The organism is Gilliamella sp. Nev5-1 (assembly GCF_001690895.1).
In the GTDB taxonomy this organism is placed as follows: domain Bacteria; phylum Pseudomonadota; class Gammaproteobacteria; order Enterobacterales; family Orbaceae; genus Gilliamella; species Gilliamella apicola_C.
On sequence record NZ_LZHO01000061.1, the window covers coordinates 1 to 17,747 of the forward strand.

At 36.0% G+C, this 17,747-nt stretch carries 17 protein-coding genes and 1 pseudogene; 9 read left to right on the top strand and 9 right to left on the bottom strand.

Going from position 1 to position 17,747, the window contains the following annotated elements; translation table 11 throughout:
• On the top strand, positions 1 to 759 hold a 759-nt coding region (locus tag A9G41_RS08285; protein WP_065582623.1), incomplete at its 5' end, for an IS3 family transposase.
• Between the two features lie 35 nt (positions 760 to 794).
• Here A9G41_RS08285 and A9G41_RS15075 read toward each other — a convergent pair.
• The 8 genes and pseudogenes from A9G41_RS15075 to A9G41_RS08305 all read right to left on the bottom strand — a co-directional run bounded on the left by A9G41_RS15075 (position 795) and on the right by A9G41_RS08305 (position 3,671).
• On the bottom strand, positions 795 to 974 hold the full coding sequence (locus A9G41_RS15075; RefSeq protein WP_179854692.1) for a hypothetical protein: 180 nt from the start codon (positions 972 to 974) through the stop codon (positions 795 to 797).
• A gap of 53 nt (positions 975 to 1,027) precedes the next feature.
• Positions 1,028 to 1,300: an RHS domain-containing protein gene (locus tag A9G41_RS08290; RefSeq protein WP_065582282.1), complete on the bottom strand. Its 273-nt coding sequence runs from the start codon at positions 1,298 to 1,300 to the stop codon at positions 1,028 to 1,030.
• Positions 1,301 to 1,405: 105 nt separating this feature from the next.
• Positions 1,406 to 1,795 (bottom strand): Imm50 family immunity protein, encoded by a 390-nt coding sequence (locus A9G41_RS08295; RefSeq protein WP_065567493.1) that lies wholly within the window; start codon positions 1,793 to 1,795, stop codon positions 1,406 to 1,408.
• A gap of 9 nt (positions 1,796 to 1,804) precedes the next feature.
• Positions 1,805 to 1,906, bottom strand: a pseudogene (locus A9G41_RS15080) (HNH/endonuclease VII fold putative polymorphic toxin); the annotation flags it as partial.
• 282 nt (positions 1,907 to 2,188) lie between these two features.
• Positions 2,189 to 2,356 (bottom strand): RHS repeat-associated core domain-containing protein, encoded by a 168-nt coding sequence (locus A9G41_RS15085; RefSeq protein ID WP_082211735.1) that lies wholly within the window; start codon positions 2,354 to 2,356, stop codon positions 2,189 to 2,191.
• The gene (locus A9G41_RS15090) at positions 2,335 to 2,457 is read right to left on the bottom strand and encodes an RHS domain-containing protein (protein ID WP_082259640.1); all 123 of its coding nucleotides are present in this window, start codon (positions 2,455 to 2,457) and stop codon (positions 2,335 to 2,337) included. Before A9G41_RS15090 ends, A9G41_RS15085 begins: the two co-directional genes overlap by 22 nt.
• Before the next feature lie 275 nt (positions 2,458 to 2,732).
• Positions 2,733 to 3,056 carry a hypothetical protein gene (locus tag A9G41_RS08300; RefSeq protein WP_082259641.1) on the bottom strand — a complete coding sequence of 108 codons (324 nt, stop codon included), beginning with the start codon at positions 3,054 to 3,056 and terminating at the stop codon, positions 2,733 to 2,735.
• 165 nt (positions 3,057 to 3,221) lie between these two features.
• Positions 3,222 to 3,671 carry a tetratricopeptide repeat protein gene (locus A9G41_RS08305; protein ID WP_065587838.1) on the bottom strand — a complete coding sequence of 150 codons (450 nt, stop codon included), beginning with the start codon at positions 3,669 to 3,671 and terminating at the stop codon, positions 3,222 to 3,224.
• A 1,597-nt stretch (positions 3,672 to 5,268) separates the two neighbouring features.
• Here A9G41_RS08305 and rnr point away from each other — a divergent pair.
• From rnr to A9G41_RS08340, 7 genes are all read left to right on the top strand, one after another.
• Positions 5,269 to 7,671, top strand: a complete 2,403-nt coding sequence (gene rnr / locus A9G41_RS08310) for a ribonuclease R (protein ID WP_075539546.1) — start codon at positions 5,269 to 5,271, stop codon at positions 7,669 to 7,671.
• Between the two features lie 7 nt (positions 7,672 to 7,678).
• Positions 7,679 to 8,440, top strand: coding sequence for a 23S rRNA (guanosine(2251)-2'-O)-methyltransferase RlmB (gene rlmB / locus A9G41_RS08315; RefSeq protein WP_075539547.1), 762 nt, complete (start codon positions 7,679 to 7,681; stop codon positions 8,438 to 8,440).
• 377 nt (positions 8,441 to 8,817) lie between these two features.
• Positions 8,818 to 9,903 (top strand): peptide chain release factor 1, encoded by a 1,086-nt coding sequence (prfA, locus tag A9G41_RS08320; RefSeq protein ID WP_065580428.1) that lies wholly within the window; start codon positions 8,818 to 8,820, stop codon positions 9,901 to 9,903.
• Entirely contained in the window at positions 9,900 to 10,736 is an 837-nt protein-coding gene (gene prmC / locus A9G41_RS08325; RefSeq protein WP_065582279.1) for a peptide chain release factor N(5)-glutamine methyltransferase, read from the top strand. Before prfA ends, prmC begins: the two co-directional genes overlap by 4 nt.
• A gap of 16 nt (positions 10,737 to 10,752) precedes the next feature.
• Positions 10,753 to 11,607: a 3-deoxy-8-phosphooctulonate synthase gene (gene kdsA, locus A9G41_RS08330; protein WP_065582287.1), complete on the top strand. Its 855-nt coding sequence runs from the start codon at positions 10,753 to 10,755 to the stop codon at positions 11,605 to 11,607.
• A gap of 648 nt (positions 11,608 to 12,255) precedes the next feature.
• Positions 12,256 to 13,671, top strand: coding sequence for an OprD family outer membrane porin (locus A9G41_RS08335; RefSeq protein ID WP_075539548.1), 1,416 nt, complete (start codon positions 12,256 to 12,258; stop codon positions 13,669 to 13,671).
• A gap of 10 nt (positions 13,672 to 13,681) precedes the next feature.
• A complete protein-coding gene (locus A9G41_RS08340) occupies positions 13,682 to 16,360 on the top strand; it encodes a beta-N-acetylhexosaminidase (RefSeq protein ID WP_065582278.1) in 2,679 nt (892 codons plus the stop codon).
• Between the two features lie 73 nt (positions 16,361 to 16,433).
• On the opposite strand, the gene rraB is transcribed toward A9G41_RS08340, so the two are convergent.
• Complete coding sequence (gene rraB / locus A9G41_RS08345) at positions 16,434 to 16,829, bottom strand: ribonuclease E inhibitor RraB (RefSeq protein ID WP_065582277.1); 396 nt, start codon at positions 16,827 to 16,829, stop codon at positions 16,434 to 16,436.
• Positions 16,830 to 16,899: 70 nt separating this feature from the next.
• Here rraB and rnm point away from each other — a divergent pair, with 70 nt between their 5' ends.
• The gene (gene rnm / locus A9G41_RS08350) at positions 16,900 to 17,733 is read left to right on the top strand and encodes an RNase RNM (RefSeq protein ID WP_218057948.1); all 834 of its coding nucleotides are present in this window, start codon (positions 16,900 to 16,902) and stop codon (positions 17,731 to 17,733) included.
• The last annotated feature ends 14 nt before the right edge of the window (positions 17,734 to 17,747 follow it).

Below are 17,747 nucleotides of genomic sequence, written 5' to 3' on the forward strand. Positions count from 1 at the left end.
ATGAGTTGTGCCATTGTTGGTTTAAGCCGTTGTGCTTACTATTATCAAGCTAAGTTACAGGATGATTCGGTGATTGTTTCGGTGTTGAATGCTATCACAGACCGGCATTTACGCTGGGGCTTTCCTAAATGTTTTAATCGTATCAGAAAGCTCGGCTATCAATGGAATCATAAACGGGTATATCGGGTGTATTGTGAATTAAAGCTTAATCTCAGGGTAAAGCGTAAAAAACGCATTCCTCCACGATGCCCGGAAAGGTTATTAGCCCCCAATAAACAAGGTGAATGTTGGTCAATGGATTTTATGAGTGACAGTAGTCGTAATCAACGTCGCTTTAGGACATTCAATGTCATCGATGACTTTAATCGTGAGGCATTAGGTATTGATATTGGTGTGAGTTTACCCGCAGGTAGAGTGACTCGTTATTTGGATAAATTGGCGGAGTATCATGGTTATCCGTTAAAAATACGCGTCGATAATGGACCAGAATTTACAGGAAAAACCTTTATAAACTGGGCTAAATCACATGATATAGCCATTGATTATATCCAGCCCGGTAGCCCTTATGAAAATGGTTATATTGAACGATTTAATCGTACCTATCGTACTGAAGTACTCGATTTATATCTTTTTAACAACTTAGCACAAGCAAGGAGAATAACCGAAGAATGGTTAACGATTTATAACACCGAAAGACCGCATGAGGCATTAAATAACATGACACCGCTCGAATATAAAACATTAAAACAGGCAGCTTAATTTTCTACGTGAGTTGTGTACTAAGTTTGGGGTATTTACACTATCTGTACATCTTTTGGTTTCCTTTTTGCTGGATTTTCTATTATTACTTCAACTTGTAATTTGGGTGCTTTACCCTCCTTTATTAATTTAATATTATTTTTCGAATACATACTAGGATTATTTTTAGCTTTATTTTTCCAAAATTTCTTTCTTGGTGTACGCCAACAACTCAATTCTCACGGAGCATAGTATCAGAACGTATTGTAATGTAAGCTGGTTTTTCTGTCTAAATATTGCCTTGATATCTGAGATTCTGCTCTATGGGCTCGGGTTTGATTGCCTGAATGTACTTTCCCCATAACTGAAAGCTATATTCCCAGAGTAATTCGCCGTTTGTATCGGTTAGCTCTTCCTGATAGGCATTTAGGTCGGTGTGGTAATAGCGGATATGCTGTTCTTGGTTGCCGTTTGTGCCTATCCATGCCAGTGGTTCGTAGCTGTTTTGGTCGGTATAGATATACAGGCTACAGTGCTGATTCGGGATGGTTTCCTGAATCATTGTTAAGTTGTTCCACAGGAAGTGGGTACGCTTGTAGGGGGGCCTGCGGGTCTAGCAGATGTTTTCGATGCACCGACTTAATGAAAATTTATTTCATCTATATTTTTAATCCCATCTTTCATCTATATAGGGAGTTATACTTTCTATAATTAAAAACTTTGATTTACAGTAAAGCTGTAATTTATCATGTTTAACGGTTATTTCAGAATAATCCGTAAAAGAAGTGATCGTTGGTGAACAGAAAAAACCAACTCTTGAACCAGACATATTTAACTGAACTATCTCATTAAAAGTAATAATTAAACTTAATGCATTAAATCCAACTTTATCCCATTTTTTAGGGTAAATTTTGGGAATTTCCTTGCAAGTTAAATGGCATTTCACCTCTGAATAGCTTTCAAATGAAACACTATTCAATTCAATAGATTGAAAGTTAAATTCATTATTAAACATAAATTGAATTTTTTCTCTGCCTAACGCGTTTTTAAACCACATATCAATTCCTTAAGAGAAATTATAATGACCATGAGTTCCAGAAACATGATCAGTATTCAGGTTATTTGAAAGTCTAACATTAAAGTGTGGCTCAGCACCATGATCTGATTCTGCTTTAGTGTGCTAAAGACTATAATATTGAATAAAAATGGATTTTTTGTTTTTATCAATAAATTCATATTGTCGAGTCTTTATTGGTTGACCGTTTCTAGCGATCATAGTATTGCCATTACATCTCGTAAAGATAGTCGTGTAATGGCTCTAGGCTATTGATTCATCGGTATACCTGCATTGTGCTTAACCTGTCTAAATGGATCTCTTCGACTTTTACTATCATACGATGTTTTCTTATTTTTTACCCCACATGCTTTTAAACCAAATGGGTCAATCAAGTCAACCCATTAGGCGCATACTGATACAAATCAAGACACCCAGCAATCCTATCGGGTCAGGCTGAGTAAATCTACCTATATCCGGGTCATAATACCTGAAAGTATTTTCATGCAGTCCAGTTTTTCGCCTAAATATTGTTCCTGATATCAGAGGTTTTGTTCTATTGATTGGTGCTCAATTTCCTGATCCCGTTTTCCCCATAACTGAAAGCTACATTCCCACAGTATGTTACCGTTTTCGTCGGTCAACTCTTCCGGATAGCCATTCAGATATGAGGGGGGGGTTAAGACGCTATAGGCATCGTAGTTAAAGCCGAGTTTGCGTCAGGTAGCATCAATGCGGGTGTGCACCAGTCCGCAAGGGTCGTGCTGGTAGTGGATGCAGTGGCCGCGGGGGGCGGTATAGGCCAGTAGCTGTTTAGCAGTATTAAATAATATATAACAAAATTTTTTATGTGATTATTGTACTAAGTATGGGATATTTACAATGTTTCACTCATTAGTGTACCATCAACATAGACGAGTGAGTTTTTAGTGGATCATATTCACCATCCTGCTAATTCTCCATCTTCATCTAATATTACTATTCCTGTCTGTTTTCTTAACCATGTAAATAAGGCCTTTAAATCTTTCTCAATACTTAGGGGATGAGCACTTATTTCAATAAAAATACGTTTATCTTCAAAAAAAAAGCGAACATCAAATGGCCAATTTCCTTTATTAGAAATAGATTCTGTCCCTGATAAAAGATATGCGGAATCATTTTTTTTAATATAAGTATTTAATGTTTTAATTTTATTTGCAATTTTATCTTTATGGTCTATATACCATTTTTCATCATTAAAAAATAATTGAAATTCTGCTGACATTATATTTTTTATATCTCCATGATTTCTGCCAGATAGACATAGCCGTAACGCTGGTTGCGATCTGTTTGTTCGTGCGTACGTACGTACTTAGCTCAGGCAGTGTTCGGCGTTGTTGTGCTGGATATGGCAGGTGGTTTTGATTACTTTAGTTTCGCTAACTAGAAATTATTTTTTATCCTTTTGTTGTGTCTCTTTTAAATAGAATTCTAAATATTTTTTAGGTCGTCCTTTGAATGCTCGGGTTTTGCCACATTCATAGGCTGCATTAAAATATTTATAAGCTTCATCATATTGGCCTAATTCATAATAAACCATGCCAAGATCAATATATGGGCCTATATCAATATCAGAACTTGTAGCTGCCAGCTTAGAATGCGCCCAAATTTTGGCATTTTCATAGTCTTTTAAATTAAAATAAGTTGTATAAAAAGAGCCTGATAACCATAAACTGATCAATTCCCATTCTAATTTGGGTTCTGGTAGAAGCGCCCATGCTTTCTGATAATTTTGTAAAGCTGAAGAATAGTTTTTATTGACATTAAAAACGTTGCCGTCTTCTACAATAGATATGATATTTTGCTCTAAATCAGGATCTACATTCGAAAGTTCTTTCATACTTATCTCACTTTATTAAAATTATTAAAAATAGGCTGATTTTTCAGCTTGTCCAACAAAATATTCAGTTTTTATGTGGTTGCCCTAATTTTTGTGTGACCAATTATGTGTAACGTATTCTAAGTTATAATTATTAGGCGCTCTTATAAAACCGCTAGTTGATTCCCGCCAAAATATTAGACAGTACTCGCTTCTATAAATATGTTATTAACGTAATACTGCTTTTTATATTGTTCAGGCGATATCTAACCATGAGTTAAATGTCAGCAAACTTGATTATAATCAGTTTCAGTATATTCAAATAGCTTTTTATTGGCTGCTTCCTGTGTTTTGTCATCATGAATAATACGGTTTTTCACATATGAAAAACTTTCGGTAATGGCATTATCCTAACAATTGCCTGCTCAGCTCATACTTTGGTTAAGTCCATGTTGTAACACTCACTGCTTAAAATTAGCACTGCAATATTTGGTATTCTTGGTCACTAGGTAGTAATACCCCTTTAGGAAATCGACAACAAAATAAAGCATTTTTGAGCGAGTTACAAATTAAATACTTATTAATATACTTTATGTATTAGTCAGCACATCATAATAATAGGTTTGTAGCAAAAGGATTAATGTGATTATTTTTTATTATGCCATAAAATAAAAACTTTAATAAAATCAATAATTTTTCTGGCTGATTTTTATCATGCTCAACTAACCTTTCTGTATGATACATCCTAGCCCTTGCCCCCTGATATCATGTACTAAGCTTGGTGCATCTAAACGGGCTTCATGTTGCCAATAAAGTGCTTTGATATTCTCAAATAGCTCATTTAATTTGGTTCATGCTTTAGCCAAACAGAATAACCTGATACGCTAACTTTTAACTGACGGCAGATTAGCGGTAATGGGTATGGTAACAGATGTTGCTTCATATATTGGTACTTCTATTGGTACCTCGCCGACTTGTGCACTAAATTTTTTGATACATAATGTGTTCTCCTATAATTGTTAGTTATATCATAAAGGTGACATTTGTCCGTTTTTTGGGCGAGGATCACATGATAGAAAACAATCATTAATGTTGGACAAATTGTTGAGAACTGTTCATTGATAATGACAATGCACTCGATTATTATCGTTGTGAAAGCCGTGATGGTTCAACATATCGAAAAGATAGGGCTGGTAATATTATAACATAAGGTCGATATACATGAGTATTTTAGTCTGTATGAGTTATTATTTTTTATCTATTATTGGATTTTTTATTCGGTATTATTTTTCGGGATATATTGCAACGGTCTATGCTAATGATAAAACGTTAAATCGTAAACGACATTGGGCTCTTTTAATTCTTATTTTGTATATTTATTTCATCGATTTTCTCGTTCGGCCGAAACGCTATAAAAAAAGAAAAAAATGGAACTAATATTATAATTATTTTACAAAATAACAAACAATTATATTAAATCGATTCGCAATTAAAAGTATTCCGTTAAAGTTTAGTCTTTTTAATTAAAGATATTATTGTTTATAAATTGAATGTTTATTTTAAGTTATATCTCTCTATGTTATGCTAGCATTAATATTTGAGCACAGGATATTCCTTTATGATAAAAGATCCCTTTTATGCCCGCGAAGCCGAAAAGTACGATTCCCCCATTGCCAGCCGTGAACTTATTTTAGATTACCTTAAACAAGAAGCGAAACCCGCAAGTCTAGAAAAAATTGCCCAAGCGGTAGCAATTAAAAACGAAGAACAAAAAATAGCGTTACATCGTCGCTTACGGGCAATGGAGCGTGATGGTCAAGTGGTATTTACTCGACGTAAATGTTATGCGCTGCCTGAAAAATTAGATATGGTCAAAGGTAGCGTGATTGCACACCGTGATGGTTTTGGTTTTTTACGAGTAGAAGGCAACCCTGAAGACTATTTTTTATCACCAGAACAGATGAAAAAAGTGTTACAAGGCGATGTGATTTTAGCACAGCCAATGGGAACACAATATCGTGGTAAAATGGAAGCTCGTGTAGTGCGGATTTTAGAGCCACGCAATAATCAAATTGTCGGGCGATATTTTATCGAACAAGGCGTAGGCTTTGTTGTTCCTGATGACAGCCGTTTAAACTTCGATATTTTAATTGCAGGTAAACCCAATCGTACTGTTCGAATGGGAACCGTAGTCGTCGTTGAGTTACAAAAGCGTCCAGAACGCCATCAAAAAGCTGTTGGTATCATAAAAGAAGTGCTTGGTGAAATAATGGGTACCAATTTAGCTATTGATATTGCCTTGCGTAATCACGAAATTCCTTACGAACTACCTAAAACAGTCGAAAAAGAGGTAAGTAAATTTACTGAACACGTACCAGAAAGCGCTAAAAAAGGGCGAAAGGATTTGCGCCAATTGCCTTTAGTTACTATTGATGGCGAAGATGCACGTGATTTTGATGATGCCGTTTATTGTCAAAAAAATCGTGGTGGCGGCTATCGTTTGTGGGTTGCCATTGCCGATGTCAGTTATTATGTCAGATTAGGCAAAGCGTTGGATAAAGAGGCCTGCTTGCGTGGTACATCGGTTTATTTTCCATCACGAGTTGTACCTATGTTGCCAGAACAGCTATCAAATGGGCTGTGTTCGTTAAATCCACAAGTTGATCGTTTATGTTTAGTTTGCGAAATGACCGTATCAAATAAAGGACGTTTAACAGGGTATGAGTTTTACGAAGCAGTAATGAACTCACATGCTCGATTAACTTATACTAAAGTGGCTAAAATTTTAGACGGTGATGAGCAATTGCGAGAGCATTACCACGAATTGGTACCGCATCTTGAGAACCTTTACGGATTATATCAGGTGCTTGATAAAGCCCGTATCACTCGCGGTGCGATAGGTTTTGAGTCTGAAGAGCCGAAATTTGTTTTTAACGCCGATAAGCGCATCGAAAGTATCGAAATTGCTCAGCGAAATGTGGCACATAAAATCATTGAAGAGTGTATGATTTTAGCTAATGTTTCGGCAGCAAAACTGGTGATTAATGCTCAAGTACCTTCATTATTTCGAGTGCATGATAGACCAGATGAAGACAGAATAAATAACTTGCGTAGCATTCTAAGTGAACTTGGCTTATCACTTGGTGGCGGGGTTAGCCCAAAACCTAAAGATATTGCCGAATTAATGGCGATAGTTGAAACTCGCCCAGATCATGATATGTTGCAAACGGTAATTTTACGCTCTATGAAGCAAGCTATTTATGACCCAGAAAACCGTGGTCATTTTGGTTTAGCGCTTGAAGAATATGCACATTTTACTTCGCCAATTCGTCGTTACCCAGATCTGTTATTACATCGAGCGATTAAATGGATTTTAGCTGACCAACAGCATAAAACCAGTAAAACTGGCGGGTATTGTTATACCACAAATGAAATGCTCTATTTCGGTGAACATTGTTCACTGACTGAACGGCGTGCTGACGAAGCGGTGCGTGATGTGGTCGATTGGCTTAAATGTGATTATATGCAAGATCATGTTGGCGAAGTATTTAATGGTACCATTTCAAGTGTCGTTAATTTTGGTTTCTTTGTTCGATTAGATGAATTGTTCATTGACGGCTTAGTGCATGTTTCGTCGTTAGAAAACGACTATTATCTTTTTGATGCTGCGCATAATCGCTTAATTGGCGAAAATACCCGTTTTGCTTATCGCTTAGGCGATAAAGTGCAAGTTAAAGTCGATAATGTTAATCCTGAAGAACGTAAAATTGATTTTTCTCTAGTTGGCAGTAATAATAAGCCAAAACGCCAAGGCAAGACTGCCAAGGATAAATCAAAACAAGTAAAAACAGATCAAAAAGTTGATTTACCTGTTAAACGAAAAAGCAAAAAATCAACCAATAAAAATAGTGCAAAACCGCTTACTAAAAAAGTTAAAGATAAAAGCAAAAGTAAAAGCAAAAAACGAAGTAAACCAAAATCAAGTAATAAAACAAAATCAGTTAATAAAATAAAAGAGTAGAACATAAATGAGTGAAACAGTTTATGGCTTGCACGCAATTGAAGCATTATTAGCTCGCTCGCCAGAAAGAATTATTGAAGTATTTATTATTAAAGGCCGAGAAGACAAACGTCTTATCGCTATTGTACGTCAATTAGAGCAACTAGGTTTGCCTGTTAAAGTTGCTCAACGTCAATGGTTAGATGAAAAAGCGAAAAATGGAGTACATCAAGGTATTTTGGCTATGGTTAAGCCTAATCGAGGTTATCAAGAAAATGATATTCCTCTACTTATGGAGCAGCAGCCAAATCCTGTTATTTTAATTTTAGATGGCGTAACCGATCCACATAATTTAGGTGCTTGCATCCGAACGGCTGATGCGGCGGGTGTGGATTTTATTATTGTTCCCAAAGATCGCTCAGCACCACTCAACTCAACAGCCCAAAAAGTGGCGTGTGGCGCGGCAGAAAGTGTGCCGGTGGTTAGAGTGACCAATTTGGCACGCACCATGCGAATGTTGCAAGACGAGTATCAAGTTTGGATCGTTGGGACTGCTGGTGAAGCTAATAAAACACTTTACCAAACAAATTTTTATAAAACAGCAAAAACAATTTCACTTGCGTTGGTTATGGGGGCTGAAGGTGAAGGTATGCGCCGTTTAACTAAAGAACACTGTGACGAATTAGTTAGCATTCCAATGGCGGGGATTGTCTCATCACTCAATGTCTCTGTTGCAACGGGGGTTTGTTTATTTGAAATTGTTCGCCAAAAAATAGATACCAAAATGTAAACTGAATAACCTTAACTATAGTAGTTCAAATTTGATCAGACAAGCGCTAATGATTCATTGGGTTCGATTTTTAGCAAAGTGAGGGTTGACGAGTAAAATAAATACTATAGTTAATGGCATTGATAAAAACTAACAGTTAGTGCAATGTAAATTATAGTGCAATGTAAATTATTTCAATTAAGACATTAAGTAATGCTACATACCTAAAACCTCTTTTTAAAATACATATAATAATCCAGCTTATTTAATTGCTTTATTATCTCTTGTTAAAATGATAATAAGAGATAAGTTTGAAACAAGCCGAAAACTGTATTTTAAAGGCAATTAAGTATATAATGTTGCACAAACTTAACTAATCTCTATCAAAATATATTTTTATGAAACCTTCAATTATCAATAAGTTAGAAACACTACAAGAGCGTTATGAAGAGGTTCAAGCATTATTATCTGATCCTTCAGTTATTGCAGATCAAAATCGCTTTCGTACGCTATCTAAAGAATATTCACAATTAACTGCGGTGGTTAAGTGTTTTTCTGATTGGCAGCAAACCCAAGAAGATATCGAAACGGCTAAAATGATGCTATCAGATCCTGAAATGAGCGAAATGGCACAAGAGGAATTAAATGAAGCATTAAGCCAAGTTGAAGAGCAAGAAAAGCAATTACAAGTATTATTATTACCTAAAGATCCTAATGACGATTATAACTGTTTTGTTGAAGTTAGAGCGGGAACAGGTGGCGATGAAGCCGCTATCTTTGCCGGTGACTTAGCCCGAATGTATACACGATATGCCGAATCACGCAATTGGCGCGTTGAAATTATGAGTGCGAGTGATGGTGAGCACGGTGGTTATAAAGAAGTCATTATGTTAGTCAGTGGTGACGGGGTTTATGGCAATTTGAAATTTGAATCAGGTGGTCACCGAGTTCAGCGCGTGCCAGAAACTGAATCACAAGGGCGCATTCATACTTCTGCTTGTACTGTTGCTGTTTTACCTGAAGTTCCCGAGGCTGAAATGCCAGAAATCAACCCTGCCGATTTAAAAATTGATACCTATCGTTCATCTGGGGCTGGTGGTCAACATGTTAACACGACGGATTCAGCGATTCGTATTACGCACCTTCCGACGGGTATTGTTGTTGAATGTCAAGATGAGCGCTCACAGCATAAAAATAAAGCTAAAGCAATGTCTGTATTAGCTGCACGAATTCAAGATGCCGAACTGCGCAAACGCCAACAAGAAGAAGCCTCAACAAGGCGTAATCTATTAGGCTCAGGTGATCGTTCTGATAGAATTAGAACATACAATTATCCTCAAGGACGTGTTACTGATCATCGTATTAACCTAACGCTTTACCGATTAGATGAAGTCATGGAAGGAAAATTAGAGATGCTAATCGATCCAATTGTGCAGGAATATCAAGCAGATCAACTAGCCGCTTTATCGGAACAAGATGAATGACTTATTTACAATGGCTTAAAAGTGCATCTCAAACTTTAACTGATAGTGAAAGCCCAAAGCGTGATGCTGAAATTTTGCTGAGTTTTGTTACGCACAAAACACGCACATTTTTAATGGCATTTAGTGAAACATTGCTTACTGATGATGAGCTGATTGCTTTATCTGAATGTTTAAAGCGCAGGCAAAATGGTGAGCCTATCGCTTATATTACTGGCGAAAAAGAATTTTGGTCTTTAAAGTTTAATGTCTCTAACGCTACATTAATCCCAAGACCGGATACTGAAAAATTAGTTGAATTAGGTTTAGAGTATCTACCTAAAGTGCCATGCGAAGTGTTGGATCTCGGTACGGGTACTGGTGCAATAGTTATCGCCATGGCAACGGAGCGTCAAGACTGTTTATTTACCGCAATTGAAAAAAATAAAGATGCGTTGATTTTAGCGCAACAAAATGCAACCCAAATAGGGGTCAACAATGTTTATTTTTTACAAGGTGACTGGTATAAGCCAATAAAAAATCGAAAATTTTCAATGATTATCAGTAACCCGCCTTATATTGAACCAACAGATATTCATCTAGCACAAGGCGATGTTCGTTACGAACCAAGAAGTGCATTAGTTTCAGAAGATGACGGTTTAGCCGATATTAAACTCATTGTCTATGGCGCAACTAAACATCTAAATCAATATGGCTGGTTACTGATAGAACATGGTTGGAAACAGGGTGAGGCAGTACAAACTATTTTTAAACAACACGGATTTCAATTAGTCGAAACCTTTGCTGACTATAGCGGTAATGATAGAGTTACTCTTGGTCGCTGGTTTAAACCCTAACTAGGAATATTTTATGATACAACAAAAAAAAGTAAATATTGGTGATATTACTGTCGCCAATGACCTACCATTTGTATTATTTGGTGGTATGAATGTGCTCGAATCTCGTGATTTAGCAATGAAAATCTGTGAACATTATGTTTCTATCACCAATAAACTAAATATCCCTTATATTTTTAAAGCTTCATTTGATAAAGCTAATCGCTCTTCTGTTCATTCATATCGTGGACCAGGTTTAGAAGAAGGGCTTAAAATTTTCCAAGAACTTAAACAACAATTTGGCGTTAAAATTATTACTGATGTACATACCGAAGCACAATGCCAACCGGTCGCTGATGTGGTTGATGTTATTCAATTACCCGCTTTTTTAGCAAGACAAACCGATCTTGTTGTTGCAATGGCTAAAACTGGTGCGGTAATTAATGTTAAAAAACCACAATTTGTCAGCCCAGGTCAAATGGGTAATATTGTTGAAAAGTTTGAAGAAGCTGGTAATAACCAAATAATTCTTTGTGATCGTGGTAGTTGTTTTGGCTATGACAACTTAGTGGTTGATATGCTTGGTTTTAATATTATGAAAAAAGCAAGCAAAGGCTCTCCTGTTATTTTTGATGTTACTCATGCTCTACAATGCCGTGATCCAATGGGCGCAGCATCAGGTGGGCGTCGAGGTCAAGTAACCGAGCTTGCGCGTTCAGGTATGGCAGTTGGCATTGCTGGGCTATTTTTAGAATCACACCCAGATCCAAGCCATGCAAAATGCGATGGTCCATCTGCGTTACCATTAGCAAAACTTGAGCCTTTCTTAAAGCAAATGAAAGCCATTGATGAGTTAGTAAAAAGTTTTGAAGAAATTGATACTGAAAATTAAGTTAAGATGACTTTTCAATAACTTATAATCAATAGCATTGATTGTGAATTAAATTTTATTTTTTTATATAGTAAAAAGAGAAATTTCAGTAGTTTCTCTTTTTTTATTTCATCCTTTTTCTTCTCTACGTCTACGCCATTTATCATTTTTACCACCATTTTTTATAATCTAAAATTTATATCATTACTTGTCATTTTGTAAATACCCCAAACTTAGTACACAACTCACGTAGAAAATTAAGCTACCCGTTTTAACGTTTTATATTCGAGCAGTGTCATGTTATTTAATGCCTGATGTGGTCTTTCGGTGTTATAAATGGTTAGTCATTCTTCGGTTACCTTTCTTGCTTGTTCTAGATTATTAAATAGATATAAATCGAGTACCTCAGTACGATAGTTACAATTTGTTAAAACGATGTGCTTTGTTTTTATTTTTTATAATAAAAAAAGTTGTGATTTTTCTCTAAAAATTTACATTAAAAATGTATTTTTTGGTGATTTTGATCACGATTTTAGATTGTTTAATTTGCTAGATAAAATATGTTTATGCATTATAAAAACGCGTATTCACAAACAATTTATTAATTGAGTGAGTTAGATCTTGATGAATTTAATTGTTAATTAAACAGAATAATTATAGGAATAACATATGAGTATCTATAATGCACAAATAATATCATGTCGATTTAATTTTTTAACTAAACTGATTTTATCCTTATCTGTTTTAACAAGTACAATTCCCGTTTATGCATCTAATGTTAATCAATTTATTGATGATTCATCATTAACGGGTAATGTCTTTTTTTGGAATCGAGATCGAGAACGTAAAGATATTGATGAGCATAAGTATGAGAAAAATTTAAGACACACCTCATTTAACGCTAATTTAGATTTTAGATCAGGTTATATCGCAGATAAGTTTGCTATTGAACTTGGCGGTTATGGCGCATGGGAAGTGAGTAATGGTGGAAATGGGCATCCCAATGAAATAGGATTTAGTGGGGCTAATACTCGTTGGGACGAGAATTGGAAAAAAGATGTTAGTGGGCTGAGCTTTTATAAAGCACAGGCAAATTTTAAAATCGATGAGTTATTCTGGATAAAAACGGGCTACATTCAACCTTCTGGGCAAACTTTGCTTGCTCCTCATTGGAGCTTATTACCAGGTACTTATCGTGGGTTTGAACTTGGCTCAACAATTGATTTTGATACTTCTGGCGTGTTATCCATGTCGTATATGTGGGCTGATAAATATAAAGCACCATGGTATAAAAAGCTTTATGAGTTTCGTCAGTGGGGAGCAGGTAAAAAAATTGACTTTTTGCATTCTGCGGGTTTGAAGTATGATTTTAAAAATGATTTAGTATTAGAAAGCGCATTTGGGCAGGCACAAAATTATATGAACCAATTTTTTGGCAAAGCTTCTTATAAAACAAATCTACTGGATAATCCTCTCACTCTTAGCTATCAATTTTATGGTGCCAAAGATCAATCACATAAAGGCAAAGATGTTTACGATGGTTTAGCGTGGTTACAAGCAGCCACATTGGGTTATCAAGTAGGGCCAGTTAATTTTCGACTTGAAGGTGTAACAGTTAAAGCTGAAGGCGAGCAAGGCTTTTTTTTACAACGTATGACACCTGATTATGCCTCATCAAATGGTCGTTTAGATATATGGTGGAATTCTCGTTCAGATTTTAATGCTAATGGCGAAAAGGCCGTATTTGCCGAAGTCACTTATGATTTAAGTGATGTATCTAATTATTTCGCAGGTTGGAAAACGGGTGCTTCTTATGCTTATGGTTGGGATGCAAAGCCAAATTCTACAGCAAAAAATCAAAAACAACGCTTAATTGAATCTGCTTATAATTTTGATTTAAGTTATAGCATACAAAATGGTTTAGCAAAAGATACTTCATTCCAACTACATTATACCAAATATAATAATCACTCAAATAGCATACCAAGCTGGGGAGGAGGATACGGCAATATCTTCCAAGATGAGCGTGATATCAAGTTTATTGTGACTATTCCATTCACTGTATTTAATGCTAAACAAAAATAGGTAAAATTTTATGAAAAAGATTAAAACAGCAATATTAGCCACTTCAATCGCCTCTTTGTTAAATGTTTGTGCCGTTCAAGCTGTTTCAGCTTCTCAACAAATTGTTGATGTGATGAGTTCACAACTCAATGTTCAATATGAGGTAATCGATAATCAAGCAGGGGCACATGGTATAAATTGCTCGGCTTTAGGTGCCGATTGGGCTGCTTGTAACAAAATGATGATTTCACTAAAGAATAATGGCCCAGAAATTAAAGATAAAGATTGGGCTATTTATTTTAATAATATTCGCATGATTTTAGCAATAAACAATGATCAGTTCAAAATTACTCATATTACAGGCGATCTTCATAAAATTGAACCAACAGAAAAATTCACATCGATTCCTGCTAATTCCACGATTAATATTCCCATTATTGGCGAATATTGGGTTGTGAGTGAAAGCGATGCAATGCCTCGTTGGTATGTGACATCAAGTAATGCTAAACCCAAAATAATTGCTAATACAAATACAGATTCCGATGACTTATCGGCATTTGTAGCTCCAATTACACAGCAGTGGAAAAGGACCGCCGACGATCACAATACAATAATGAATCCAGTTAACCGTTTTCAATATAACTCGGATATTAAAACATTATCGGCTGAATCGCTACGTGGGCAAATTTTACCAACACCAACTAAAATCACATTAAATAAACAAGATATATCTATTGGTCAGCAAGGCGTTAATTTAATTCTTGATGGTTTAAATCAAGACAGTTTAGCTATTTTAAAGGCAGAATTTAACGCACTAAATATTCCTGTAACGGAAAATGGATACAAGATAAAAGCAATCATTGATCCTAAACAATTCAAGCAAGGGCAATTAGAAGCGTATCAATTAGATATTAAAAATGATGAAACACTAATATCAGCTTATGACCAAAGAGGGATATTTTATGCTGTGCAATCTATTTTATCGTTGATTCCTGTAAACGATATCAAAACCATTCCATCACTTAATGCTTTTGATTCGCCACGTTTTGCCTATCGAGGCATTATGCTCGATATTGGTCGTAATTTTAAAACTAAAGAATCAATCATGCGCTTATTAGATCAAATGGCAAAATATAAAATGAATAAATTTCATTTTCATTTAAGTGATGATGAGGGGTGGCGTATTGAAATTCCTGGATTACCCGAGCTAACCGAAATCGGCAGTAAACGTTGTCATGATCTTAATGAACAGCAATGTTTATTGCCACAACTCGGTTCCGGTCCTGAAAACAATACCACCGGATCTGGTTTTTTAAGCCGTCAAGACTATATTGATATTGTTAAATATGCTAAAGCTCGTTTTATCGAGGTTATACCAGAAATTGACATGCCAGCTCATGCACGGGCTGCCATTGTGTCTATGGAGGCACGTTATAAACGTTTAATGGCAGAAGGAAAAGAAGCACAAGCCAATGAGTTTCGACTAGTTGATCCAACCGATACGTCAAATACCGCCACAGTACAATTTTATAACCGTTTAAGCTATTTAAATCCATGTCTTGATTCATCTAAACGTTTCGTAAATAAAATTATTGATGAGATCGCAAAAATGCATGTTGAGGCCGATCAACCGCTTAATACTTGGCATTTTGGTGGTGATGAAGCAAAAAATATTCGCTTAGGCGCTGGGTATCAAGATATAAAAGCCAAAGATAAAACGGATGCTAAAGGCACAATAGATCAAAGTCAAGAAGATTACCCGTGGGCTAAATCACAAGCTTGCCAAACAATGGTAAATAATGGCATTGTTAACGATATTGAACACCTTCCTAGTTATTTTGCTCAAGAAGTTAGCTCAATAATTAAAAATCATGGCATAAACCATATGCAAGCTTGGCAAGATGGCATGAAACACGCAACTAATGCAAAATCGTTTGCGGTAGATAAAGTTACGGTCAATTTTTGGGATACATTATATTGGGGCGGCTTTGACTCTGTGAACGAGTGGGCAAATAAAGGCTATCAAGTCATAATATCTAACCCTGATTATGTTTATTTAGATATGCCTTATGAAGTCAACCCAAAAGAAAGCGGTTATTATTGGGCAACGCGTTTTAATGATGAAAGAAAGATATTTAGTTTTGCGCCAAATAATTTACCACAAAATGCAGAAACATCTGTTGATCGCGATGGTAACCCATTTACAGCTAAAGGTACAATGAATTGGTCTGGCGCTTATGGGCTATCTGCTCAGATTTGGACGGAAGATATTCGTACCGATAAAAAAATGGAATACATGACTTTTCCCCGTTTGTTAGCCGTAGCTGAACGAGCTTGGCATCAAGCTGATTGGGAAATTGATTACCAAAAAGGTCGTGAATTTTCTCAAGCAACCACGCATTATGTTAATCAACAAAAATTACTAAATGATTGGACTCGATTTGCAAATTTAGTTGGGCAACGCGAGTTGCAAAAACTTGATTTAGCCAATATCAATTATCGCTTGCCTATACCAGGTGCTAAAATTGAAAATAATCAATTAATAGCAAATATTGTTTTTCCTGGCTTAACTATTGAATATTCAACCAACCAAGGAAAACAATGGCATCGTTATAATGAGCCAGTTAATATTAAAAAGGGTGAAACCGTTTCTGTGCGAAGTGTATCGCCAAATCAAAAAAGAACCAGTCGTATAGAGAAAGTAAAATAAGTTATGCTAGTCAACTACTGTTATCCGTTGTTTGATGGATAACAGTAGGTATTTAAAAAGATATGGATGATGTTTAGTGCACGGTTTCCATAAACTCAGCATCATCAAAATCGTCATCGTTGCCATCTTCAAAATACGTGCCCCAGCCATCATAATTGACGCCAAACTGGGCGGTAAGGTTGATTATTTCAGCAATTTGCGCATTGATTAATTCAGCATTAAGCGGGCTTTCGGCAATAATATCAAAACCAATAACAACGTTGCCTGCATCATCTACATCTTCATCAGGATCGGTTGCCTCATAACCCAATTTATAGGCTTCTACTGCTACTTTTTCTAATTTATCAAAATCTTGCGATGAAACATGGTGTTCAATAATATAAAGCGCATGAGGATCGCTACCATCTTCTAATAGTTCTTCAATAATAGCGTTAGTATCTTGCTGAGCAAGAATAATTTGATCTTTCATAATATACCTTTTCGTGGTCATGCAAATTGTGTGGTATATTACACGTTTCAAAATAATTTTCGAGAAAAAAGTGATTGTTGATTTACATTCTCATACCACTGCATCAGATGGTGTTTTAACGCCAAGCCAACTTATCAAAAGAGCGGTGGATAATCAAATCGCTCTTTTGGCTATTACTGATCATGATACCGTTAAAGGTTTACCTGAAGCGCAAAAAGTGATAGCTAATGAAAATTTACCCGTTAAATTAGTGTGTGGCGTTGAAATATCAACAGCGTGGAAAAACAGCGAAATTCATATTGTAGGGCTGAATATTGATATTGAAAATCCACAGTTATTGGCATTGCTATCTTCACAAGAACAAGGACGCATTAATCGAGCGTTAGCCATAAGTGATAAACTAGCTAAAGTCAGTATAGAAAATGCTTATCAACAAGCACAACACTTTGCTAAAGGTGATATTGTTTCACGTGCCCATTTTGCAAGATTTTTAGTTGCTAACGGTTATGTTAAGGATATCAAAAGAGCATTTAAAAAGTATTTAGGCAAAGGAGGGTATGCTTATGTGCCAGCAACATGGTGTTGCATTGCTGATGCGGTTAATGCTATTCGAGCCGCAGGTGGACAAGCGGTACTTGCTCACCCAAGTCGTTACGATCTAACCTTAACTAAATTGAAGCTATTAGTCAGTGAGTTTAAAGTTTGTGGTGGTGTGGCAATTGAAGTTTCGCAAAGCCGGCAAACGCAAGATGATTTAACTCGATTAGCTAAATTAGCCAATGAATTTGACCTGTTGGCATCACAAGGTTCGGATTTTCATGGCGTTGATACCTATTTAGATTTAGGTAAAACAACACCATTGCCTGATAGCGTTACACCGATTTGGCATAATTGGCAACGCTAATAATAACGGGTTAA

Coding starts and splice junctions, on each gene's coding strand:
- rraB (WP_065582277.1), bottom strand. CDS start 16,829: ATGAAAGATCAAATTATTCTTGCTCAGCAAGATACTAACGCTATTATT.
- rlmB (WP_075539547.1), top strand. CDS start 7,679: ATGAGTGAAACAGTTTATGGCTTGCACGCAATTGAAGCATTATTAGCT.
- A9G41_RS08295 (WP_065567493.1), bottom strand. CDS start 1,795: ATGTGGTTTAAAAACGCGTTAGGCAGAGAAAAAATTCAATTTATGTTT.
- A9G41_RS08340 (WP_065582278.1), top strand. CDS start 13,682: ATGAAAAAGATTAAAACAGCAATATTAGCCACTTCAATCGCCTCTTTG.
- prfA (WP_065580428.1), top strand. CDS start 8,818: ATGAAACCTTCAATTATCAATAAGTTAGAAACACTACAAGAGCGTTAT.
- A9G41_RS08290 (WP_065582282.1), bottom strand. CDS start 1,300: ATGATTCAGGAAACCATCCCGAATCAGCACTGTAGCCTGTATATCTAT.
- A9G41_RS08300 (WP_082259641.1), bottom strand. CDS start 3,056: ATGTCAGCAGAATTTCAATTATTTTTTAATGATGAAAAATGGTATATA.
- A9G41_RS08305 (WP_065587838.1), bottom strand. CDS start 3,671: ATGAAAGAACTTTCGAATGTAGATCCTGATTTAGAGCAAAATATCATA.
- A9G41_RS08335 (WP_075539548.1), top strand. CDS start 12,256: ATGAGTATCTATAATGCACAAATAATATCATGTCGATTTAATTTTTTA.
- rnr (WP_075539546.1), top strand. CDS start 5,269: ATGATAAAAGATCCCTTTTATGCCCGCGAAGCCGAAAAGTACGATTCC.
- prmC (WP_065582279.1), top strand. CDS start 9,900: ATGACTTATTTACAATGGCTTAAAAGTGCATCTCAAACTTTAACTGAT.